General features: G+C 48.2%; 18 protein-coding genes and 1 riboswitch. Of the genes, 11 read left to right on the top strand and 7 right to left on the bottom strand.

The features are described from left to right. Positions 1-55: 55 nt before the first annotated feature. The 3 genes from metK to lipA form a co-directional block, all read right to left on the bottom strand. Positions 56-1,312, bottom strand: coding sequence for a methionine adenosyltransferase (gene metK / locus BWI97_RS07990; RefSeq protein WP_094816909.1), 1,257 nt, complete (start codon positions 1,310-1,312; stop codon positions 56-58). Positions 1,313-1,386: 74 nt separating this feature from the next. Beyond that, positions 1,387-1,506, bottom strand: a riboswitch (SAM-I-IV-variant riboswitch). A gap of 41 nt (positions 1,507-1,547) precedes the next feature. After that, the gene (locus tag BWI97_RS07985; protein WP_233207779.1) at positions 1,548-2,750 is read right to left on the bottom strand and encodes a lycopene cyclase family protein; all 1,203 of its coding nucleotides are present in this window, start codon (positions 2,748-2,750) and stop codon (positions 1,548-1,550) included. Between the two features lie 158 nt (positions 2,751-2,908). Continuing rightward, positions 2,909-3,811 carry a lipoyl synthase gene (gene lipA / locus BWI97_RS07980; RefSeq protein WP_102200632.1) on the bottom strand — a complete coding sequence of 301 codons (903 nt, stop codon included), beginning with the start codon at positions 3,809-3,811 and terminating at the stop codon, positions 2,909-2,911. Between the two features lie 248 nt (positions 3,812-4,059). On the opposite strand from lipA, the gene BWI97_RS07975 reads away from it, so the two are divergent. After that, positions 4,060-4,473 carry an OsmC family protein gene (locus BWI97_RS07975; RefSeq protein WP_094816907.1) on the top strand — a complete coding sequence of 138 codons (414 nt, stop codon included), beginning with the start codon at positions 4,060-4,062 and terminating at the stop codon, positions 4,471-4,473. A 609-nt stretch (positions 4,474-5,082) separates the two neighbouring features. Here BWI97_RS07975 and BWI97_RS07965 read toward each other — a convergent pair. Continuing rightward, positions 5,083-6,171 (bottom strand): alkaline phosphatase, encoded by a 1,089-nt coding sequence (locus BWI97_RS07965; protein ID WP_102200631.1) that lies wholly within the window; start codon positions 6,169-6,171, stop codon positions 5,083-5,085. A 696-nt stretch (positions 6,172-6,867) separates the two neighbouring features. Here BWI97_RS07965 and BWI97_RS07960 point away from each other — a divergent pair. Then, a complete protein-coding gene (locus tag BWI97_RS07960; protein ID WP_102200630.1) occupies positions 6,868-7,812 on the top strand; it encodes a 3-oxoacyl-ACP synthase III family protein in 945 nt (314 codons plus the stop codon). A gap of 95 nt (positions 7,813-7,907) precedes the next feature. Here BWI97_RS07960 and BWI97_RS07955 read toward each other — a convergent pair whose 3' ends face one another. Next, positions 7,908-8,414: a hypothetical protein gene (locus BWI97_RS07955; protein ID WP_094816582.1), complete on the bottom strand. Its 507-nt coding sequence runs from the start codon at positions 8,412-8,414 to the stop codon at positions 7,908-7,910. Positions 8,415-8,851: 437 nt separating this feature from the next. Between BWI97_RS07955 and secA the strand changes: the two genes are divergently transcribed. The 7 genes from secA to BWI97_RS07915 all read left to right on the top strand — a co-directional run bounded on the left by secA (position 8,852) and on the right by BWI97_RS07915 (position 18,943). Beyond that, positions 8,852-12,220: a preprotein translocase subunit SecA gene (gene secA, locus BWI97_RS07950; RefSeq protein ID WP_094816584.1), complete on the top strand. Its 3,369-nt coding sequence runs from the start codon at positions 8,852-8,854 to the stop codon at positions 12,218-12,220. A gap of 674 nt (positions 12,221-12,894) precedes the next feature. Beyond that, positions 12,895-13,392, top strand: a complete 498-nt coding sequence (locus BWI97_RS07940) for a DinB family protein (RefSeq protein ID WP_102200629.1) — start codon at positions 12,895-12,897, stop codon at positions 13,390-13,392. Between the two features lie 93 nt (positions 13,393-13,485). Continuing rightward, positions 13,486-14,715: a hypothetical protein gene (locus tag BWI97_RS07935; RefSeq protein ID WP_146010894.1), complete on the top strand. Its 1,230-nt coding sequence runs from the start codon at positions 13,486-13,488 to the stop codon at positions 14,713-14,715. A gap of 45 nt (positions 14,716-14,760) precedes the next feature. Beyond that, a complete protein-coding gene (locus BWI97_RS07930) occupies positions 14,761-14,925 on the top strand; it encodes a DUF2256 domain-containing protein (protein WP_102200627.1) in 165 nt (54 codons plus the stop codon). Next, positions 14,922-15,620 (top strand): lipocalin family protein, encoded by a 699-nt coding sequence (locus BWI97_RS07925; protein ID WP_102200626.1) that lies wholly within the window; start codon positions 14,922-14,924, stop codon positions 15,618-15,620. Before BWI97_RS07930 ends, BWI97_RS07925 begins: the two co-directional genes overlap by 4 nt. A 124-nt stretch (positions 15,621-15,744) precedes the next feature. Then, a complete protein-coding gene (locus BWI97_RS07920; protein ID WP_102200625.1) occupies positions 15,745-17,943 on the top strand; it encodes an alpha-galactosidase in 2,199 nt (732 codons plus the stop codon). Positions 17,944-18,310: 367 nt separating this feature from the next. Further along, positions 18,311-18,943: a nitroreductase family protein gene (locus BWI97_RS07915; RefSeq protein ID WP_102200624.1), complete on the top strand. Its 633-nt coding sequence runs from the start codon at positions 18,311-18,313 to the stop codon at positions 18,941-18,943. Positions 18,944-19,068: 125 nt separating this feature from the next. Here the strand turns inward: BWI97_RS07915 and dnaJ are convergent, their stop codons facing one another. After that, entirely contained in the window at positions 19,069-20,220 is a 1,152-nt protein-coding gene (gene dnaJ / locus BWI97_RS07910; RefSeq protein WP_094813836.1) for a molecular chaperone DnaJ, read from the bottom strand. An 80-nt stretch (positions 20,221-20,300) separates the two neighbouring features. Further along, the gene (locus tag BWI97_RS07905; protein ID WP_102200623.1) at positions 20,301-20,849 is read right to left on the bottom strand and encodes a nucleotide exchange factor GrpE; all 549 of its coding nucleotides are present in this window, start codon (positions 20,847-20,849) and stop codon (positions 20,301-20,303) included. A 261-nt stretch (positions 20,850-21,110) separates the two neighbouring features. Between BWI97_RS07905 and queG the strand changes: the two genes are divergently transcribed. Further along, a complete protein-coding gene (gene queG, locus BWI97_RS07900) occupies positions 21,111-22,052 on the top strand; it encodes a tRNA epoxyqueuosine(34) reductase QueG (protein ID WP_102200622.1) in 942 nt (313 codons plus the stop codon). A gap of 102 nt (positions 22,053-22,154) precedes the next feature. Then, positions 22,155-22,805: a porin family protein gene (locus tag BWI97_RS07895; protein WP_094813842.1), complete on the top strand. Its 651-nt coding sequence runs from the start codon at positions 22,155-22,157 to the stop codon at positions 22,803-22,805. Positions 22,806-22,874 lie beyond the last annotated feature (69 nt).

Genomic DNA, 22,874 nt, shown 5'->3' with positions numbered 1-22,874 from the left:
ACAAAAAAGACCTGAACCGTTTCCGGCTCAGGTCTTTTTTATCTTCAATCTGAAATTACAAACCGAATTCAGCTTTTACTTTCTCTACGTAGTCGAGTTTCTCCCAGGTAAAGAGCTCTACTTCGAGTTCTTTCGTAGCTCCGTCGGGTGATTTGAACGTCTTCGTCACCACTTTCGATTCCCGTCCCATGTGGCCGTACGCCGCTGTTTCGGAATAGATGGGGTTACGCAGTTTCAGACGCTGCTCGATGAAGTACGGACGCATATCGAAAATCTTCTCTACTTTCAGAGCAATGTCACCGTCGGACAGTCCCACTTTCGAGGTTCCGTAGGTGTTCACGTAGATACCGCAGGGCTCGGCTACACCAATGGCATAGGATACCTGAACGAGTACTTCGTCCGCTACACCCGCCGCAACCAGGTTTTTGGCAATGTGACGCGTCGCGTAAGCTGCTGAACGGTCTACTTTCGAGGGATCTTTACCCGAGAAAGCTCCACCGCCGTGGGCACCTTTACCACCGTAGGTATCAACGATGATCTTACGGCCCGTCAGACCCGTATCCCCGTGGGGACCACCGATCACGAATTTGCCCGTCGGGTTGATGTGGTACGTAATTTCGCCCTCGAATAAACCACGTAATTCAGGTTTCAGACTGGCTTTTACGCGGGGGATAACAATCGCTACGATGTCCTCGCGAATTTTGGCAAGCATGGTTTCATCGTCCGCGAAATCGTCGTGCTGGGTAGAAACGACAATGGTATCGATCCGCTGGGGAACGTTATCATCGCTGTACTCAATCGTCACCTGCGATTTGGCATCGGGACGAAGGTAGGGCATCAGCGAAAGTTCGTTGTTCCGGATGTCGCTCATCGTCTTGAGAATCTTGTGAGCTAAGTCCAGAGCTAAGGGCATATAGTTGTCCGTTTCGCGGGTCGCGTAACCAAACATCATTCCCTGATCACCGGCACCCTGTTCTTCGGGGCTGGAACGATCCACACCCTGATTGATATCCGCCGACTGTTCGTGAATGGCCGAAAGAACACCGCAGGAATGAGCTTCGAACATGTATTCCGACTTCGTGTACCCAATCTTGCGAATCACGTCACGAGCAATGCTCTGTACGTCGAGGTACGTCGAAGACTTCACTTCACCCGCCAGAATAACCTGGCCCGTCGTTACCAGCGTTTCACAAGCTACTTTGGATTGGGGGTCGAAGGCTAAAAAATGATCAATGAGGGCATCTGAAATTTGGTCTGCCACTTTATCGGGGTGTCCTTCAGATACAGACTCAGAAGTGAACAAATAAGGCATGTTCTGTAAATTAGAATGATTTTGGGAGTTACGAATCCATGTAAACTTTTCGTAGTCCTCGGCCAAAGGAAGGAATTGAACGTTTTTGACTGTTGCTGAAATAGCTGATTACCAGCAACAAAGTCCGTATCGTCAAACCACCGTAGCGTTCTGGACTCGGTTGGTGCCCTAACTGGAGCCTCTGGATACTTTTGCAAAATTGTACATTCAGCGGAAATTCACCAAATATGTAGGCTTACCGTTTGAACATTTCCGAGATATTTCTCTTAAAAACGTCAAAAGCAGCCACCGTAAAGGGAATAACGGGTACTGAATACAGAACGCCCAGGTCTTCCCGAAGCGACGTTTCCTCATCCAGAAAGCGAAAAATCAGGTGAGCAGGGTTCTTGCGGAACAAATCGGTAAAAACCGTTGCCGCTGAATACCGATTTTTCAGGAATACATTTAGAAGTACCTGATCATAAAAACGGTACTGAGCCGAGATGGGTCGGTTGGTGACCGGAGACTGGGAGAAGTTCTTTTCCAGTTGACGTACTAAGCCCTGTAGTCGCTTTTGCGTACGCGTAAACGTGTAACCCGTACTGGCCCGGGTGTATCCCCCGGCGGTCCCAATCCGGATGACGTGCGGCGAAGGTTGTTCGGGCATCGGTTCGTCACTCATCGGAATAATGCCCGTTTCCTCTTCGGTAATCTCGTAGGTTTCCAGACTGAAAAAATCCTTCAGATAGGCTCGTAAAGCCTCGTCGTATTCGTCTGGCGTCAGTAGAGTAGGCGTGAAGAGCGTGAACTCAACGAGAGCTTCTGTTGCCGAGAAAGGCATGACGTATACAAACCGACACTCGTTTTTCTGTTCGATCCGGAAGTCCATCATGATCGGCGTTTCGGGATCGAATACCGGTTTTTCGGTACGAACCACCCAGCCCTTGAAATGCTGTAGGAGTTCCTGCCAGCGAGGGGCTGGGAGCGAAGCGGGCTCTGCCGTCAGCATTCGAATGGCCTGCATGGGAACGGTACTGTCGAAGCACCACTGAGCCCGATACTCGCCTTTCGAGGTTTGAACCAAAGCTGAACCCGCGGACGTTTCCACCGAATGTAAATCCGCGAACAGGTACTGGATATTGGGGTTACGGGAAAGATCAGCCCGGATCGAAGCGTAAAAATCTTTTCCGCGAAGGAGCTTATACTGGTGCTGGCCAAGGTCTAATTGGTGGGAAAACCCCTCCGTTCCGTGAAACCAGAGCTTATTCCAGTGTCGATACAGAATGGATTCAAACGCTCCTTCGCCCGCCTGCCAGAAGGCCCAGGTGCGGTCGTTACGGGTTTTGGGTTCCCGGTCAATAATCAGGATCTGCTTATGACGTAAGGTGCTGTGATTGAGGTAATAGGCCAGGCTCAGCCCGGCCATCCCTCCGCCCGTAATGATGATGTCGTACTTCAAGGCAAATCAGGGGAAATTGTGAGGATACAACCCAAAATCAAGGGTACTTGTTTGTCCGAAATACATTTACTCTATACGAAAGTCCTGAAATACAAACAGCCTCGCTTATAACAAGCGAGGCTATCTAATGTACTACATACGTAATGTTAATTCATCCGTTACACGTGCACGTGACGTTCGGCGTGGTAGCTGGAACGAACCAGTGGTCCCGCTTCTACGTACTTGATACCGCGTTTTTCGCCTTCTTCCTTGTACATCGCGAAGGTATCGGGGTGAATCCATTCGATGACTTCGTGGTGCATTTTGGTCGGTTGCAGGTACTGACCCAGCGTCAGAATATCCAGTCCGTTTTCAACCAGATCATCCATCGCTTTAAAAACTTCTTCCTGCGTTTCGCCCAGGCCCAGCATAATGCCAGTTTTGGTACGCTTACCGAATGCTTTCGTACGCTGAATCTGCTCCAGACTGCGGCTGTATTTAGCCTGTGGACGAACGGGACGGTATAGCCGCTCCACGGTTTCCATATTGTGTGAAACCACTTCCTGGCCGGCTGAAATCATGCGTTCCAAAGCGGGCCAGTTTCCTTTCGTATCCGGAATCAGGGTTTCAATCGTCGTACTCGGACTCAATTCTTTCGTCAGACGAACCGTATCATACCAGATTTCTGCTCCCCGGTCTTTCAGTTCGTCACGGTTGACGGACGTAATCACGGCGTGTTTCACACCCATGATTTTAATGGCCTCAGCCACGCGTCGGGGTTCGTCAGCGTCATATTCGTTTGGACGGCCCGTCGCTACGGCACAGAAGGTACAGGAACGCGTACAGACATTGCCTAAAATCATGAACGTGGCCGTACCCGCTCCCCAGCATTCGCCCATGTTGGGACAATTGCCCGACTGACAAATGGTGTGAAGCTTGTATTCATCCACCACCTGCCGCACATTGCGGTATTCCGGACCCGTCGGGAGTTTTACTCGCAACCATTCGGGTTTACGGGTAGAAGAACCCGGTCTGTTTAAACCAGCCGGTTCAGTTTTCGTAATAACGGGTAGCTCGATCATCCCAATATCAATTGCTGATTTGACAAACAATGGGTTTATCAACGTAAATACAAAGGTAATGAGCTAACCGGGAATGCGTAGAAAAAGTTGCTTTGAACACGGATTTTAAGGTAAACCCGGTTAATGGTTGGGAGCGGGGGCTTTTCGGAGAAGAAATGCCTTTTTACGGATGTTTCATCCGTAAATCTTTGAATACCTGTAGCGGATTTAGTTCTTGGGTTTACTTTTGAAGTTTTAATTCAGTATCTATGGCAACTGCAAAAATTACGTACTTAGGACAGCTCCGCACGCAAGGCGTCCACCTTAAATCAGGTTCAGAAATCTTAACGGACGCTCCCGTAGACAATCACGGCAAAGGAGAAGCGTTTTCACCTACGGATCTGGTGGCATCCGCTCTGGGATCATGTATGCTTACAATCATGGGTATTGTGGCCCAACGCGATGGAATTGACATTACGGGTACAGAAGTAGAAGTAACGAAAAGTATGGCGGAAAGCCCCCGACGGATTGGCCAACTGGAAGTAAAACTGAAAATCAAAACTAATCAACCGTTGACGGAAACCCGGCGGAAGAAACTGGAAAACGCGGCTCTTACCTGCCCGGTAGCTGAAAGTCTGCATCCGGATTTGAAGCAGGTGGTGAGTTTTGAGTTTTTGGTTTAGAGTTTCCAGTTTCCAGTTTCCAGTTTCCAGTTTCCAGTTTCCAGTTTCCAGTTTCCAGTTTCCAGTTTTTTAGGTAAAACCCAGTAAAGATAGCGGGACGGGTTGTCCGTAGCATTTGCTACGGATTTTCTAGTTGGTAGGCTGTGCCTACCGGGCTGCCCGTTCCTCGCATTGCATACGGGGCTAAGCATATTGAACCCCTCCGGAGTTGGCTGGTCTGGTGGAAGCGGGTCTTTCGAATTTGGAGTCTCATGGCTGACAAATATACTGTAGGTAATGTTCAGATCAGGGACTGGAACAGCGGGGTAAAAACGGGTGATGACAGTGGGGCTGGCTGGTTATTGTAGATGACCTGAGACCGTTGGCAGGGAGGCGGTCAATGAAACGGAGTAATTGCTGAGTTGAATCAACAAAAGAGGCTGTCTGACGTAGACAGCCTCTCAACATTCCTGATTTACTTGAGCTAGCGACTTATTGAGTTGTCAGTTTCAAGTTTACAGTAAGCCGTGTTGGGTTAGAAGGTATTTTCTAAAACGATTCCACAAGGTCTGACCATGCGTAGAAAAAATTACGTTTCTATCTATTGAGAACGAACAACGTAACCTAAAACTATTTACGGCTCAGGATGGTTTCGCCCCACCAGGCCTGTTGAATTTTTTTGTTTACTTCCACGTTGGGGAAAATACCCCGAAATATCTCAGAACCAGGGCCGTACGCAAACACGGGCACGGGGTTAGCCGAGTGATTCATCCAGATAAATTTTCCTTCGACAACGCCATTTCTCCAGTCACCACCCGTCAGGCTCAAGCCTCCTGTTTCGTGATCGGCCGTTACGATGACGAGTGTCTCGCCGTTCTTTTCTGCAAAGTCGAGAGCAGCTCCTACCGCTTTATCGAAATCCAGCGTTTCAGTCACCATATATTCCATGTCGTTGGCGTGACCGGCCCAGTCAATCTGCGAACCTTCCGCCATGAGGAAAAACCCATTTTTGTTCTCAGAGAGAATGCTCAAAGCTTTTTCTACTTCCTGACGAAGAATAGGGCCACGACCTTCTTTAACCTTGATTGGATTCATGCCGGCATTGAAAGCAACCAGCTTCTTACCCGTTGCTGCCGTAAAATCCTGGGAAGTATCGGCTACCGTATAGCCTTTCTTCTTAAAATCTTCGAGTAGGTTTTTGCCGTCTTTCCGTTGAAAGAAATACCGCATACCGCCACCAATCACTACATCAAGATCCGCATTGACCATTTGTTCGGCAATGGCTTCGTGTTGCGAGCGGGAGGCCTGGTGAGCATAAAAATCTGCTGGGGTAGCGTCCGTAATGTCGCAGGTAGTAACGATACCGGTAGAGAGTTTCCGCTTTTTAGCCAATTCGGCCAAGGTTACCTGGGGTCGATTGGCAGAGTCTACCGCAACAGCTCCGTTTTTCGTTTTTACACCCGTAGACAGAGCCGTACCACCCGCTCCAGAATCGGTAATAAAATCTTTGACGGGGTGCGTGGTAGAAAGACCAAGGTATGGAAAACGATTCAGATGAAGCGGACCTTTGTTGGCAATCTGAGCGGCGTATACCTGATTGACGCCCATCCCGTCACCAATCAACAAGATTACGTTTTTGGGACGCTTGGGCGTTTGCTGAGCCTGTACCGACAGGCAGCCCGCCAGGAGACCGGCACACAAAAGAAGGTAACGATGCATAGTACTTAAGGGAAAAAAGGAAGTGAATACGCTGCAAAATTCGACCTAATTGCCAGCTAAAAAGCTGTTAAACGGATGAATAAATTGTTAAGTCTTCCCTGATAAAAATGATCTTTCAATAAAACAGCTGCCAGTACCGGGCAAAAGCACGCATAACCTAATCAAGCAAGTAAGCGTTAATAGATAGACCGATGCAGACGTTTATAAGCGTTGAAGAGGGTTCACAGAAGGCCAATTACTGGATTTGTATAATCTTCAGTACTAAAGTAGGAAATAAGTAGCTGATTTATAATAAATTATAGTCGACTCTGCTGGTTTCGATTTTAGTTTGAACAGAAAAGTGCGGTAACAGGAGACATAAAAATCTGATGTTATTAGCTATTCCTCGTAACCATCTTAGTCTGGATCAGACCGCATCGAACACGCCTTCTGATCCAGAATTTAGTATGCTACCATACCATATTATTTTTTGGAAACGGTATGAACTTTTTGAGACTTAAAAGTACTTGTCTAACGCCGCATTTTAAGCGTCCGAAGTAAAGAAGATTAAGGATTTGCAAATTTATCTGGTACTTATCCAATGTCTTATTGAATTATTCTATTATAAATTTGGTAAGTTCGAGAAGATAACTATTCTTTGCATAGTGCAAAAAAGCACGGCAAAGTACAAAATACGAGCTGTACCGCTTGACCCTTATGTATATCAACGCGATAAGTAGCTATTTGCCGGAGCAAGTTGTTACGAATGAACACTTCGCCCGACTGAATGGATTGTCTGACCAGTGGATTGTGGAGAGGACGGGCATCCGAGAACGTCGGAAAGCTGCCCCCCATGAAAATACGAACACGATGGCTGTGGAAGCCGTTCGTCAGGGGCTAGCCCTGTTACCATACCCTGTTCAGGAGATTGACCTCATTGTAGGAGCTACCTACACCCCTTACGATACAATTGTATCGTTAGCTCATGCGGTTCAGCATGATCTTCAAATTCCGGATATTCCGGTACTGTCCGTGTCAACGGCCTGCTCTTCGTTATTGAATGCCCTGGAAGTCGTTCAGGGGTATTTCTGCATGAAGAAAGCGACCAAAGCTCTGGTTGTCGTGTCGGATAACAACACTGCTTACAGCAACGAATCGGATAAAATAGCCGGACACTTGTGGGGCGACGGAGCAGCGGCTCTGTTCCTGTCCAACGAACGGGTATCGGATTCGGATCTGAAAATTGTTGATATTCTAACCGGCGGGGCAGCCACGGTAGGCAAAGCCCTGGAAGGGGTTGTCCTGAAGCCTAACGACGAAGGGTTTGTAATGCCCAACGGCCGCGATGTATTTATTCACGCGGTGCAGTACATGCCCCGAGCCAGCCGTCAGATTCTGGGTCGTAATGGACTTACGCTGGAGGAAGTAGACTGGGTGCTGCCGCATCAGGCCAATTTCCGGATCAGCAAAAAAGTAATGGAAGAACTGGGCTTACCGATGGAAAAACTTTTATCTAATATTCAGTACTTAGGGAACACCGGTTGTGCCGGTTGTGCCATTGGCCTGGATGAGAACAAGTACCGCTTCCAGAAAGGCGATCACATCGTCGTTACTACGTTCGGTGGTGGATATTCGTACGGTGCAATGCTGGTAGAGGCATAAGCCTATTGACTGGCAGGTTTTTACAAACGAAAAGGCCGATGAACAATCATCGGCCTTTTCTGGTATGCCCTGGGCTGGGAGCTATTGGTTTGTGCTTACTCAAATTGCAACGTCACAACCCGATCCCGACTGTTGTCGTAGGCATCAATAGACACGTTTAAGCTACCCGCATCCTTGGTCAGGTGATTGTACGTATCTACTTTGTCCCAGAATTCCGTCTTTTCGCGACCAAAGTCAATGGTTTTTGTATGGCCTTCCTGTCCGATAACCAAATAGTAATGCTTGGATCGCGGCGATAGATCTGCAAACTTTTTAAATACTTTTTCCTGTTTCCAGGTCATTTCCTGGATAACCTGTGGATCGTCGATCAGATTGCGTTTTTTGCCTTTGAAAGCCGAAAGCGTATCATAAATGCCGTAACCTACGATGGCCACAATGATCAGAGGCAACAGTTTAACGTATATATCCGTATCACTACGCTTCTCTCTGGATCTTTTGCCACCGCCGCTCGTACTACCCCCGCCAAAACCTGGAATTTTCAGCTTGGCCCGTTCGCGGTGCACGGGGCGATAGTAGGGGTTTTCCTGTGGTGTATTGCTCATAGTGAAAAGATTCAGTGCTGGTTTTAGAACGTAGATTCGCTCGAATCCGTTTCAATCCAGGAGGATAATTTCCCAAGTATAAAAGGGACAACCAGTAGGAAAAGATTTTGCCAATTCGGGCGTTATACCTGCAAAAGTAATGGTTTCCGGTTTAAAACAACTGGTTCTATTCGTAAGCCAAAAGCATCGGAAGTGATGGGACTGCTGTCAATTTGTCCGATTCATTAAACCTTTTGTCCACTTTTGAACTGAAACCGTGATTTAGGAATTGTTTTTTTGCTCTTGGGTGGAAAGAATCGAGTAAATTTGTGTTCTACCTATTGTTTAACGACCCCAGGTTGGGGGTTTCATTTTAAGTCCACTGAACCGACTTGATTATGAAATCAGCCCGTGTACGGGCTGACTAACCACGAATAACGGTGCTTTAGCACATAGCTATGCTTAAACTCATCACCAAAATTTTCGGTACAAAATCCGATCGGGATTTAAAAGAACTCTATCCTTACGTCGGAAAAGTCAATACCGAATTTGCCAAATTAAAAGATCTTTCGGATGACGAGCTTCGTCAGCAAACCGCTGATTTGAAGGCAGTCATCAAAGAAAGACTTGCTCCCATTGATCAACAATCCGAAGCGATTCGTCAGCGTATCGATGCGAATCCGGATATGGATATCAATGAAAAAGATTCGCTCTTCAAGCAGATTGATGCTCTGGAAGTACAATCAGACCAGAAGCTGGAAGATGTATTACTTGAAATCCTGCCCCGGGCTTTCGCGATTGTGAAAGAAACGGGACGTCGCTATACTGAAAATGGTCAGTTGGTAGTTACGGCTAACCTACATGACCGTTTTGTAGCTTCCAGAAAGTCGAACGTCATTATTGACGGAGACAAAGCGATCTGGAAAAATACCTGGAATGTCATGGGTCAGCCCATCACCTGGAACATGGTACACTACGATGTACAGCTGATTGGTGGAGTGGTACTGCATCAGGGTAAAATTTCCGAGATGGCTACCGGGGAAGGTAAAACGCTGGTATCAACGCTACCTGCGTTCCTGAATGCCCTGGGTGGAAAAGGCGTACACATTGTAACGGTCAACGATTACCTGGCCAAGCGTGACTCCGAGTGGAATGCTCCGCTGTTCGAGTTTCACGGGATGAACGTAGACTGTATCGACCGGCACGAGCCCAACACGCATTCGCGTCGTCAGGCGTATCAGGCTGATATTACCTACGGTACCAACAACGAATTTGGTTTCGACTACCTCCGCGATAACATGGCTCGCACACCGGAAGAACTGGTGCAGCGGAAACACCATTACGCCATGGTCGATGAGGTCGATTCCGTACTGATTGACGACGCCCGTACGCCCCTGATCATCAGTGGGCCGATGGTGAAAGACAATGACGTACAGGAATTTGAAATGTTAAATCCCCGGATTGAGCGTCTGGTGGATGAGCAGCAAAAACTCGTACAGGGCTTTCTAACGGAAGCTCGCCGGCTGATCGCTGCGGGTAATACGAAAGAGGGTGGACTGGCTCTGTTCCGGGCACATCGGGGATTGCCGAAATACAAGCCGCTGATCAAATACCTCAGTGAGCAGGGCAATCAGGCCATCATGCGGGCTACTGAAAATGACTACCTGCAGGAACAAGGCAAACGGATGCCCGAAGCCGATGCTCCGCTGTACTTCGTCATTGAAGAGAAAAATAACTCCGTAGAATTAACGGAAAAGGGTATCGACGTGATGACCACGAAGAATGAAGATGCTAATTTCTTCATTCTGCCGGATTTGTCGGTAGTCCTGAACCAAGTTGAAAAATCAGATCTTTCTGAAGCGGATAAAATCCACAAGAAAGACGAGATTATCCGCGATTACTCCATCAAGACACAACGGATTCACACGGTTAATCAATTGCTGAAGGCTCATACGCTTTTTGAAATTGACGTGGAATACGTGATCATGGATGGAAAGATCAAGATCGTCGATGAGCAGACGGGCCGGATTATGGAAGGTCGTCGGTACTCCGACGGTCTGCACCAGGCCATTGAAGCCAAGGAACGCGTTAAAGTGGAAGACGCCACGCAAACCTACGCGACGGTTACGCTGCAAAACTACTTCCGGATGTACCACAAACTTTCGGGTATGACGGGTACAGCCGAGACGGAAGCGGGTGAGTTCTGGCAGATTTACAAACTCGACGTAGTAGCCATCCCAACCAACCTGAAGATTGTTCGGAAGGACGAAGAGGATAAGGTATACAAAACCGTCCGGGAGAAATACAATGCCGTTGTTCAGGAAATTGATGAGCTGGTGAAAGCCGGTCGTCCGGTACTGGTGGGTACAACTTCGGTTGAAAACTCGGAAATCCTGAGCCGTTTGCTGCGGATGCGGGGTATTCAGCACCAAGTACTGAACGCCAAGCAACACCAACGCGAGGCTGAAATCGTAGCATCAGCGGGTCATTCGCGTAATGTAACCATTGCGACCAACATGGCCGGTCGGGGTACGGATATTAAGCTGACGCCTGAATCGAAAGGATCCGGTGGTTTGGCGATTATTGGTACGGAACGTCACGAATCGCGGCGGGTTGACCGTCAGTTACGCGGTCGGGCGGGTCGTCAGGGTGACCCCGGATCGTCTCAATTCTTCGTATCGCTGGAAGATAACCTGATGCGTCTGTTCGGTTCCGAGCGGATTGCCAAGGTGATGGACCGCATGGGTATGGAAGAAGGAGAGGTAATCCAGCACTCAATGATTACGTCTTCGATTGAGCGGGCTCAGAAGAAAGTTGAGGAAAATAACTTTGGTATCCGGAAGCGTCTGTTGGAATACGACGACGTGATGAACTACCAGCGGGAAGCCATTTACAAACGCCGGAAAAATGCGTTGTTTGGTGACCGTCTGGCCCTGGATATTGCCAATATCACGTACGACGTCTGCGAAGAACTGGTCAACAATAATCCAAGCTTCGAAGAACTTGAATTGCGGGTGATTGAGACCCTTGCTATTCAGTTGCCCTTCACTCGGGATGAATTCCTGCGGATGAAGCCTGAGCAGCGTACCCACCAATTGCACGCAGCTGCTGAAGCTCATTATCAGGCAAAAGGTGCGGACATTGCTCAACGGATGCGTACGTTCTTCCAGGATCTGTTCGAAGCGAACCAGGGCAATGTGAACGAGCAATCGGTCATTGGACTGCCCTTTACTGATGGAGAGCATGTGATGGGCTTCCAGGTAAATTTCCTGAAAGCACTGAATTCTGAAGGCCGGGAAGTGACGCGTGAAATTGAAAAGAATATCGCTCTGACGGTGATTGACCAGGAATGGAAAGAACACCTCCGCGATATGGATGACCTGAAGCAATCGGTACAGAATGCCGTATTCGAGCAAAAAGATCCCTTGCTGATTTACAAGTTCGAATCGGTTGACCTGTTCAAGCAGTTCATCAATAAAGTCAACTTTGACATTGTTCAGTTACTCATGCGTTATGATGTGCCTGAGCTATTCGTTGATCAGCCGCAGGTACCTCAGCCGCCGCGTCGCCCTGAACCACAGCCCCAACTACAGACGAGTAAAGACGATGTATCTGGACTGACGGGCGGAAGTGGACCGAGCGTAGAAGAGCTTGAAGAAATTGCTCCTGCGATGGAACGGCCTCGTCAGCAACCCATTCGTGTTCAGAAGATTGAACCTAACCAACGGGTATCGGTTCAGTACATGGATGGCCGCGTAGAGCGGGATGTGAAGTTCAAGAAAGTAGAAGAAGACGTGAAACGTGGCGTATGCGTACTGATTGATTAGTATCATTTGCTAGCGTTAACAAAAAAGGTCAGTCTCTGCTAGAGGCTGGCCTTTTTTCGTTTCCAGTTTCCAGTTTCCAGTTTCCAGTTTCCAGTTTCCAGTTTCCAGTTTCCAGTTTCCAGTTTCCAGTTTTTTAGGTAAAACCCGGTAAAGATAGCGGGACGGGTTGTCCGTAGCATTTGCTACGGACGCAAAAATGGGTAGGCTGTGCCTACCGGGCTGGACGATTCCCCGCATGTCATACGGGGCTAATGATAGTGAACCCCTTCGGGGTTGGCGGGTCGGAAAGCAAGCCTGAATGAACTCGGGGAGGTGTGGCCGTTTAACCCCGGAGGGGGGGATTTGATTAGCCATGGGTGCAACTCATGGTTAGCATCGCATTGAATTCCACCTATGGTATAAGGGGTTATTTAGAGTGAACCTCTTAAGGGTTGGGTATGATTGGAAAAGGGCGACTGATGTAGGTTTGGAAATTCGCACCAATTAGATGGTCTCCAGCATCTTTTTAAGGTTGGGTTAGACTTAGAACTAGCATTTTCCTACAACCGATTTGATTAACAGATCATACCTGATTTTACTTCCCCATACAAACTAAAATTTCCCAATTCCTGCTGACATAGGGCTGTCATCGGGCCCTTCTACTTTTACATCCGAACCACAAACCAGCTGAGACGATGGAACTGATTCCGATGTTTTTAAAAGAAATGGAGCAGGAAGCTCAAACGACCCGTAAGATGTTATCCCGTGTACCCGATGATAAATTGGACTGGGCCCCGCACGAACGAAGCATGAAAATGCGGACTCTGGCAACGCATATTGCCGAACTACCTACCTGGGTGACGATGACATTAACGACGGATGAACTGGACTTTGCTTCCAATCCTTATCAGAAACAGGAGATCCATACGAATGCAGATCTTATGGCGTTTTTCGAAAAAAGTCTGGAGAATGGGAAAACACAGTTAGTATCCGAAAACGAAGGTATCCTCAACGAACCCTGGACGTTACGAGACGGTGAAACCATCTACAGTATCCGGCCCAAACACGAAGTCATCCGGATGGCCTACAACCAGATCGTCCACCATCGGGCTCAGCTAGGGGTGTTCCTACGTCTGCTGAACATACCGATTCCGGGTAGTTACGGGCCCAGTGCGGATGAGATGAATTTCTAACGAAGAAAAAACCAGCCTTTGGGTTGGTTTTCTTCGTTTCAGGGGAAATCTTTGGTGAGTCGCAGTACCCATGCGTACCTAACCTCTTACCTGATGAATTACCTGCCTGTCAGCCAGCCGATCCGCTGGCATTACCTGCGTCGTACCGCTCTTTGGTTCGTTGCCCTTTATACGATTCTGTATACGCTCCCACTTACCGATATGGAGGCGATTATTGAGTTGACGGAATGGGTAGGCCCACAGGTGCTACATCTGGATAATGCAAAAAAAATATGGAATACGGGCAGTGGCGATACCTCTTTTTCCTATGCGTACCTGTTTGTACTCAGTTCGTTTTGCTTAGGCATGGCGGTTCTGCTGGCGGCAGTGGTTGGTCCCCGCCGAAACTACACGTTGTTTTACGTACTTACGCAAACCTTTGTTCGCTATTACTTGGCGTACTTTATGCTCTTTTACGGGTTTGCCAAAGTGTTTGAAGGTCAGTTTATTTCGCCACCACTCGTTTCGCTGGAGCAAACCTATGGTAATTCTTCACCCATGGGCATCGTCTGGGTAATGATGGGATTGTCCAAAGCGTATGCCGTTTTTGGAGGATTAGGCGAAGTAATCGGAGGGCTACTGCTCTTTTTCCGGCGAACCAAGACTCTGGGAGCCCTCCTGATTGTGGCCGTGATGACCAATGTGGTCATGCTGAATTTTGCCTACGATATTCCGGTCAAGTTATTTTCGAGTTATCTGCTCTTGTTGGCTTTTTTTGTATTAGCTCCGGATATTCCTGCCTTGGTGCGACTGTTTCTGTTACAACAACCGGCTCAGTTGAAGCAGTCGTCATTGGCTTTATCCGGGAAGGGGCAACGTCTCACGCACCTGATCGGTAAAACGCTGGTGATCCTGTTTCTAATCATGAAAACCAGTGGCAACTTCAAGCCTTTTCCTGATGCTGATATTGCTCTGCGGGGTACCTATAAAGCCGAAACCTTTGTCCTGGGTACCGATACGCTGCCGCCCCTCACCACGGATAGTATTCGCTGGCAGAAGCTGCTGATTGAGAATAGTTACGGAATTTTATTACGCATGAATAACAAACAGGAATACTATAACACTAAAATCGATGAGCAGAAGAAAACCATTCGCTTCACCAATATGCATGATTCAACGCAGCGGTATACGCTAAACTACGTCTGGGCAAAAGATACATTTCAGCTCAGGGGAGAGTGGGAGGGAAAGCCCTTGCAGGCCAGCTTCCGTCGGAGAAAAATAGAGGATTATACGTTGACAGGTCGCGGGTTTCACTGGATTAGTGAATATCCCTACAACCGGTAGTGGTACAGTTTATTTAGATTTTCTGCGATTCCATAGTTCAATCATATGTCACATCGCAAGCCCTATCTGCCCACAAAAATCTGTCCGGTTTGTCAGTTACCGTTTAGCTGGCGTAAGAAATGGGAACGGAATTGGGAAGAGATCGTGTATTGCAGTGACAAATGCCGAATGAATAAATCAACCATTAAACCCAAGTCTGAAAACGTATGAAACCTTTCATCTATGTCTTATTAATCATCAGTTTTATAGCTTGCAAAAATAAAGACGCCGACTCGCTGGTGGGTAAGTGGATGACGAGTGGCCAGAATCCCGAGGCCTGGGGCTTTGTATTGGATAAAGAGGGAATCGCTACAGCTTTGCCCGTTAAGGGCGTTCAGTACAAAACCTGGGAACAGGTAGGCAGTAATCTGGTTCTCCACGGTACAAAATCAGAAGAACCGTATACCAACAGTTTCAAGATCCTTTCTTTGAAAGACAATACGCTGGTGGTAGAAGACGAAGATGGTCGGGAACTTACCTTTACCAAAACGTCAGCGATGAATGCCAGTGACCAGGATGAGGAAGCCTGTTATGCGTATACCATGAATCAGGATACCGTTTTTCTGCACCTGACGGCAACGCGTCCACGGGTGACGGGCGATCTAACGTACCAACTTCACGAAAAGGACGCGAATCGGGGGAGTATTCAGGGAAAAATGAAGGGGGATACGCTTTTAGCCGAATATACCTTTAATTCCGAAGGCCGCTCTTCCGTACGCGAAGTGGTTTTCATCAAAAAAGGAGAGACGTGGGTCGAAGGTTTTGGTCCAGTACACGACAAAGAGGGAAAAGTAGTCTTTCAAAATCACAAGGACATTACCTTTACGAATGGCCTTACACTGAAAAAAGTCAATTGCGTGAAATAAGCTTTTAATGGGATTTTATCATTTTCCAATCCTATTCGGGACAGCTGATCACAGCTGTCTTTTTTTCTGCCCGCCCATTCGTTTCTTCTGTTAATTTTAAGGGTTCATTAGTCAACGCTCTTCCATGTCTAACCGCTTTACTACGCAGTGGACGCTGTTCGTCTCCCTGCTAACCACCTCTATTCTATACGGACAGGTTATTCCCATCGAAACGCAGCAAAATGCATTGGTCCTGCAAACGGACGCCAGTAAGCGAGTAGGCATTAGCTATTTCGGTCCTCGCCTGCAGCAAACCGCTGAATATGGCTCAATTATTAAGGAGAGTCGCCAGCAGGACGAAAATGCGGGCATTTTCAACTCGGCGTATACACCCAGTGGTTCCTGGAGTTTGTGCGAGCCCGCTATTCGCATTACGCATGCCGATGGCAATACCTCGCTCGAATTACAGTACCAAAGCCATCAGACGCAAAAGCAGGACGATAATGTAAGCCTGACGACGGTAATACTGAAAGATCCGGCGTACGCGGTTGAGGTTACGCTGTATTACAAAACCTACGCAAAGGAAAATGTAGTGGAGCAATGGAGTACGATTCGCAACCAGGAAAAAGGTACCATCACCCTGCACAAATACGCTTCGGCGAACCTGTACTTCGTGGGTAAGCAGTTTCACCTGACGCATTACCACGGGGGCTGGGCTCACGAAATGAATCCCGAAGAAACGCAGTTAAAAGCCGGTATTCTTTCGCTGGATTCCAAACTGGGTACGCGGGCAAACCTGTTTCAGCCGCCTACGTTTATGCTTTCTTTCGATAAACCCGCTTCGGAAGAAGAAGGCAAAGTACTGCTTGGAACGCTGGGCTGGTCGGGTAATTTCAAGATTGACTTTGAAACGGATACGTACAACAACCTTCGTCTGATTGCGGGCATCAATCCCCACGCGTCGGAGTATCCGCTAACGGCGGGGCAGGAGTTTAAAACGCCTTCGTTCATCTATACGTATTCAGATCACGGAAAGGGTGAGGCCAGCCGCAATCTGCACCGCTGGGCTCGCAAGTACCGGATTCTCGACGGAGAAGGCTCCCGGCTGACGCTGCTGAACAACTGGGAAGCGACGTATTTCGATTTCAACGAGCAGAAACTAACGGGCTTATTTGCGGACGGTAAGAAACTTGGTGTCGATTTATTCCTGCTTGACGATGGCTGGTTCGCCAACAAGTATCCCCGAAATGGTGACAATGCGGGTTTAGGTGATTGGAAAGAAAACGCCAAGAAATTGCCGCATGGAATCGGTTACCTGGTTAAAGAAGCCCAGAAAGCGGGGGTAAAGTTCGGAATTTGGGTAGAGCCGGAAATGGTGAATCCCAAGAGTGAGTTGTACGAGAAACACCCGGAGTGGGTGATCAAACAGCCCGCTCGTCCGGAACATTATTTCCGTAATCAGCTGGTACTGGATTTATCAAATCCAAAAGTACAGGACTTTGTTTTTGGCATCCTGGATGATCTGTTTACGAAAAATCCGGATCTGGCGTTCATCAAGTGGGACTGTAATGCGGTAATCTATAACGCTCATTCAGAGTATCTGAAAAGTGCCAAACAGGCCGAGTCGAAGCTGTACGTGGATTACGTACTGGGACTTTACAAAGTACTCGAACGCGTACGGGCCAAGTATCCGAAAGTGCCAATGATGCTCTGCTCGGGGGGCGGTGGCCGCGTGGATTACGAAGCCCTGAAATACTTCACCGAATTCTGGCCAAGTGATAATACCGATCCGCTGGAACGCATCTTCATGCAGTGGGAATACTCGTATTTCTATCCGACGATCGCTCACTGCGACCACGTCACCGACTGGGGCAAACAACCCCTCAAGTACCGTACGGATGTGGCCATGATGGGTAAAATGGGATATGATATCGTAGTAAGCAAGCTCGACGAAAAAGATCTGCAATTCAGCCAGCAGTCCGTAGCAACGTACCGCTCCATTAGCGATGTGGTCTGGCACGGCGACCTGTACCGGATGGTGAATCCCCGCGAAAATGACTTTGCTTCGCTCATGTTCGTGAATGGAGACAAGAGTCGTTCGGTGTGGTTCAACTACATGGTAAGTAGTCGATTTGGAGCGGGTTCTGGTCGGGCAGTACCCTTAAAAGGGCTTGATCCGAAGAAGAAGTACGCCTTGAAAGAGATCAACTTATACCCCGGCACGCAATCAAAAATTACGAAAGAGGCCGTTTACACGGGAGATTTCCTAATGACAGCAGGCTTTAATCCTGCCGTGAACCTGAATCGGACCAGCGTGATTATCGAGCTGACGGAGGTGAAGTAAGTCTTGGAATGATGAGTAAAAGAGGCTATCTCTGAGGAGGTAGCCTCTTTTTTAGTAAGCGGATGCCCCCCGCATGTCATACGGGAGGCATCCCATTGAACCCCTCCGGAGTTTGGCTTCTGTGGTAAAATAAATAACGGGTGCAGGTCTCCAAACCTGTACCCGTGAGTGAGATTGCTTTTGAATTAATATCTGATAATCAGGTCATTAAAACTATAATTTGTATTTCCTGTAAATATTTTTTCCGATCCCGTAAACTATTTCACAACTATTTTAATTTGCATGTATATACATATATGTTTGTACGGGTATTGCAAAAGCCGTGGAAACTATACCTGAATCGAATCGTCTTTAACAAAATATTTTTATGAGTCTCATCAGTGATTTAGAGTGGCGTTACGCTACCAAAAAAATGAACGGCGTGCCTGTTCCTCAGGAAAAGGTTGATATTATTCTGGAAGCGGCCCGTCTGGCTCCGACGTCTTCGGGTTTGCAGCCCTTTGAAATCCTGGTCATCACGAACCAGGCATTGAAAGAACAAATCCTTCCGATTGCCAATAACCAAAGCCAGATTGTGGATGCTTCACACGTACTGGTTTTTGCGGCCTGGGATGACCTGGATGCTCAACGCATCAATGACATGTTTCTGCATACAACTCGCGAACGCGGTTTACCCGACGATCGGATGGACAGCTACAAAAACATGTTATTAGCCATGTACGGAGCCAAAACTGCCGAAGAGAACTTCCAGGCTACTGCCCGTCAGGCGTATATCGCTTTTGGTATTGCCATCGCTGCCGCCGCTGAGCAACGCGTAGATGCGACACCGATGGAAGGCTTCAACGCCGCTGCGTTGGATGAGTTACTGAATCTGAAAGAAAAAGGCTTACGCAGTGTAACCTTACTGCCCCTGGGCTACCGCGACGAATCAGGCGACTGGCTGGCTCCAATGAAGAAAGTACGGAAGCCAAAAGATCAGTTTATTACGGAACTGAATTAGTCTATGGCTGATAGTTGTTAGTTTCTAATACACAATTACGAAAGTCAATGAACAACTAGCAACGAATAACCAACAACCAATAAAAAAGAGAGGCGTTTCCAGATTCTGGAAACGCCTCTCTTTTTTTAACTAAAGAAGTCCTTCATTTTTTCGAAGAACGATTTATCATTTTTCGTTGGACGGGGCTGGAAGTTCGGCGAGGTCCGCAGTCGTTCCAGTATGCCTCGTTCTTCCGCGGAGAGTACGCGGGGCGTCCAGACGTTTACGTAAATCAACTGGTCACCCCGGCCGTAGCTGTTCAGCTGGGGAATACCCTTGCCCTTCATCCGTAAAATCTTACCGCTTTGTGTACCGGGTTCCAGCGTAATTTTGGCCCGGCCTTCAATCGTTGGTACTTCCAGGGAGGTACCCAGGGCCGCGTCTACAAAATTGACGTATAACTCATGCACAACGTTGTTTCCATCACGTTTCAGGTCGGCATTTTCTTCTTCCTCTACTACAATGAGCAGGTCACCGGGAATACCACCCCGGGGCGGAACGTTACCCTTGCCGCCCATCGACAGTTGCATGCCTTCCGCTACGCCTGCCGGAATCTTGATCGAGATTACCTCTTCGGCCAGCGTACGGCCTTCGCCCATACACACATCGCACTTGGAATCTACAATCTTTCCTTCTCCGTTACAGGTCGAACAGGTGCTGGCTGTCACCATCTGACCCAGCATGGTCTGCTGTACCCGGCGTACCTGTCCCTGACCGTTACAGGTCGGACAGGTACGTAAGGATGTACCGTTTTTCGAACCGTTACCTCCACAGGCATTACAGCTGACGTGGCGTTTTACTTTGATTTTTTTCTCAACTCCGTTGGCTACTTCCTGTAAATCAAGTTTGAGCTTGATACGTAAATCCGAGCCTTTCCGAACGCGTTGTTGCTGACGGCCACCGCCCCCAAAACCACCACCGAAGAAGCTGCCAAAGGGACTGCCTTCACCAAAAATATCGCCGAATTGAGAGAAAATATCCTCGGCATTTTGCGGACCCGAGTACCCGCCACCCATACCCGCGTGACCGAACTGGTCGTACCGGGCTTTTTTGTTGGGATCAGAAAGTACTTCGTAGGCTTCTGCCGCCTCTTTGAATTTATCTTCCGCTTCCGGGTTGTCGGGATTTTTATCGGGGTGATACTTAATCGCCAGTTTCCGGTATGCTTTCTTAATCTCCTCTTCGGTCGAAGACTTGGAGACGCCTAATATTTCGTAATAGTCACGCTTTTGTGCCATCTTTTTTCAATCAAGAAATGAGCGAATGAGGAAGAGAATGAAGTGGGGAAGAATCGATCATTCGCTCATTCGAACTATGATTATACCCCGACCACAACCTTCGCAAAGCGAATCACTTTGTCGCCCAGGTAATATCCTTTTTCTACCTCATCAATTACTTTTCCTTTCAGGTCTTCCGAAGGAGCGGGGAACTGGGTGATGCTTTCGTGCAGATCGGGATCGAAGGCCTGACCTTTCGATTCCATCGGCTTCAATCCTTTACCGGCTACGGCTTTGGTCAGTTTATTGAAGATCAGCTCAATGCCTTGGGTATCCACTTTACCATCTTCACCGTAGGTGGCCTGGGCCCGCTCAATATCGTCCAGTACGGGTAAAATGGCTTTGATTACATTCTCGGAAGCCGTTTTTACCAGTTCGTCTTTTTCCCGCAGCGTACGCTTACGGAAATTGTCGAATTCAGCGACCAGGCGAATGTATTTATCTTTTAGCTCTGCATTCTCAGACTGTAGTTTCTGCTCTGCAGACGGCTGATCCGTCGTTTCAGCTGCTGATCCATTGGTCTCAGCAACGTTGTCAGCCTGGGGAGTTTGTTCGTTCTCTTCGGGTTGCGTAAATTCCGGATTCGTCATGTCTTATGTACTTTTTTACCAGTAAAGTTTCGCAAAATTAGCTTGCCAATGCGGTTTTCGCTGACAGAATGACATTTTACTTTAGAAAGTCAGAAAAGTAAACCGACAAAACGGAAAACTTACGTCGTAAGACGTTCTGTAGATCAGTAGGCTAGAAGCGGTAAACTGAAAAGACACATCGCTGGAATGAATTGAGCCCATCAGCAGTTTACAGGGAAGAACGTACTTTTGCAGGAGCAAGTAAAGGCTTCATCACTTTCTATGACCGTTTCCGACATCATCCAGCAAGAAAACGCGTTGCGTATCAAAGAAATCGCCCGGGATCTGGGCTTCGATTTCTGCGGGATCTCGCGGGCGGATTTTCTGGAAGAGGAAGCCCCCCGCCTGGAAAAATGGCTGCGGCTGGGCCGTCACGGGAAAATGCAGTACATGGAAAACCACTTCGACAAACGGCTGGATCCCCGCCTGCTGGTCGAGGGAGCTAAATCGGTCGTATCGCTGCTGTACAATTATTATCCCGAAGAAACCTTACCCGAAGGCGACGAAGATCTGAAGATCGCCAAGTACGCGTACGGCGTCGATTACCACTTTGTCATCAAAGATAAACTCAAGGATTTTTTAAGCCGGATTCAGGAAGAAATCGGGGCAGTAGACGGACGTTGCTTTGTCGATTCGGCTCCCGTGATGGAAAAAGCCTGGGCCAAACAGGCGGGTTTGGGCTGGATCGGTAAAAACAGTAACCTGATTACCCGCAAGGGCGGTAGTTTCTTTTTTATCGCCGAACTCATCATTGATCTTGACCTGCAACCCGACGGCCCCATGGCGGATTACTGCGGCACCTGCACCCGCTGCATCGATGCCTGTCCTACGGATGCTATCTCCGAACCCTATGGCGTAGACGGTAGCCGTTGCATCAGTTACCTGACCATCGAATTAAAAGAATCTATTCCTGAATCATTTAAAGGACACACGAAAAACTGGGTGTTTGGCTGTGACATTTGTCAGGACGTTTGTCCCTGGAATCGTTTTTCCCAACCCCACCGGGAATCCGCTTTTCACTTACCCGACGAACTCAAAACTTTCCAAGCCCGTGATTGGCAGGAACTTACCGAAGAGACCTTCCGCCGCGTCTTTAAAAAATCACCTCTGAAGCGTGCTAAATACGAAGGGCTTCAGCGAAATGTACTATTTGTGACAGAGTGAAAAATATTGAACTGTAGAAAACTTTCTGCACATTTTCCTACGTAGGTATGCAGGAACGCTATTTTTCACTTACGGTTCACATTTTTTACTCTCACTTCAATCATGAAAAAGTACATTTTTGCTGCTTTCCTGGCAATGGCTATGATCCAGGGAGTTCAGGCACAGGATAATTTGTCCTGGGGCCTTATGGGTGGTGTCTCAATCGCCAAGTTTGGCGGCGGTGGAGCAGGTAACGCCAATTTTAAAACCGGCGGGACGGGCGGCCTATTCATCAACTACAGCATCAACGAACGCTTTGGTGTAGGTGGACAGGCTCTGTATACGCAACTGGGCAGCAAGTTTGGTGGTCTGCCTACGGAAGTACGCTTGAATTACCTGCAAATTCCGATTCTGGCTACCTTCTACCTGAACGATCGGGGAGCAGCCTTCCGTCCTAAAATTTTCGCAGGTCCTTACGTTGGATTTCTTCTGGGAGCCCGTAATGAAAATGGGGATAACATCAACGCAAACAAGGATCGTTACACGGCGGCTGATGCCGGTCTGCACCTGGGAGCAGGCTTTAATTACCGTCTGAGCGACCGCGTATGGCTTAACTTCGACGCTCGCTACGGCCTGGGTTTGGTAAATGTAGCCAAGCCCGTATATGGCAGCGGCGACATCAACAACCGGAACATTGGTATCAACCTGGGGGTAAGTTTTCCCCTGGGCCGCTACCAGCCCAGTACGGGTCGGTTTACGTCCTCCCGTCGATAAGCCTGACAAACATATAGGCAAAAGAGACGCTCTGCACAAGAGCGTCTCTTTTCGTTTGTAAAGGGGCTG

Source organism: Siphonobacter sp. BAB-5405, from assembly GCF_002872335.1.
GTDB lineage: Bacteria > Bacteroidota > Bacteroidia > Cytophagales > Spirosomataceae > Siphonobacter.
Note: the sequence above shows the minus strand (reverse complement) of the source record. Positions and strands in the feature narration are given on the sequence as shown.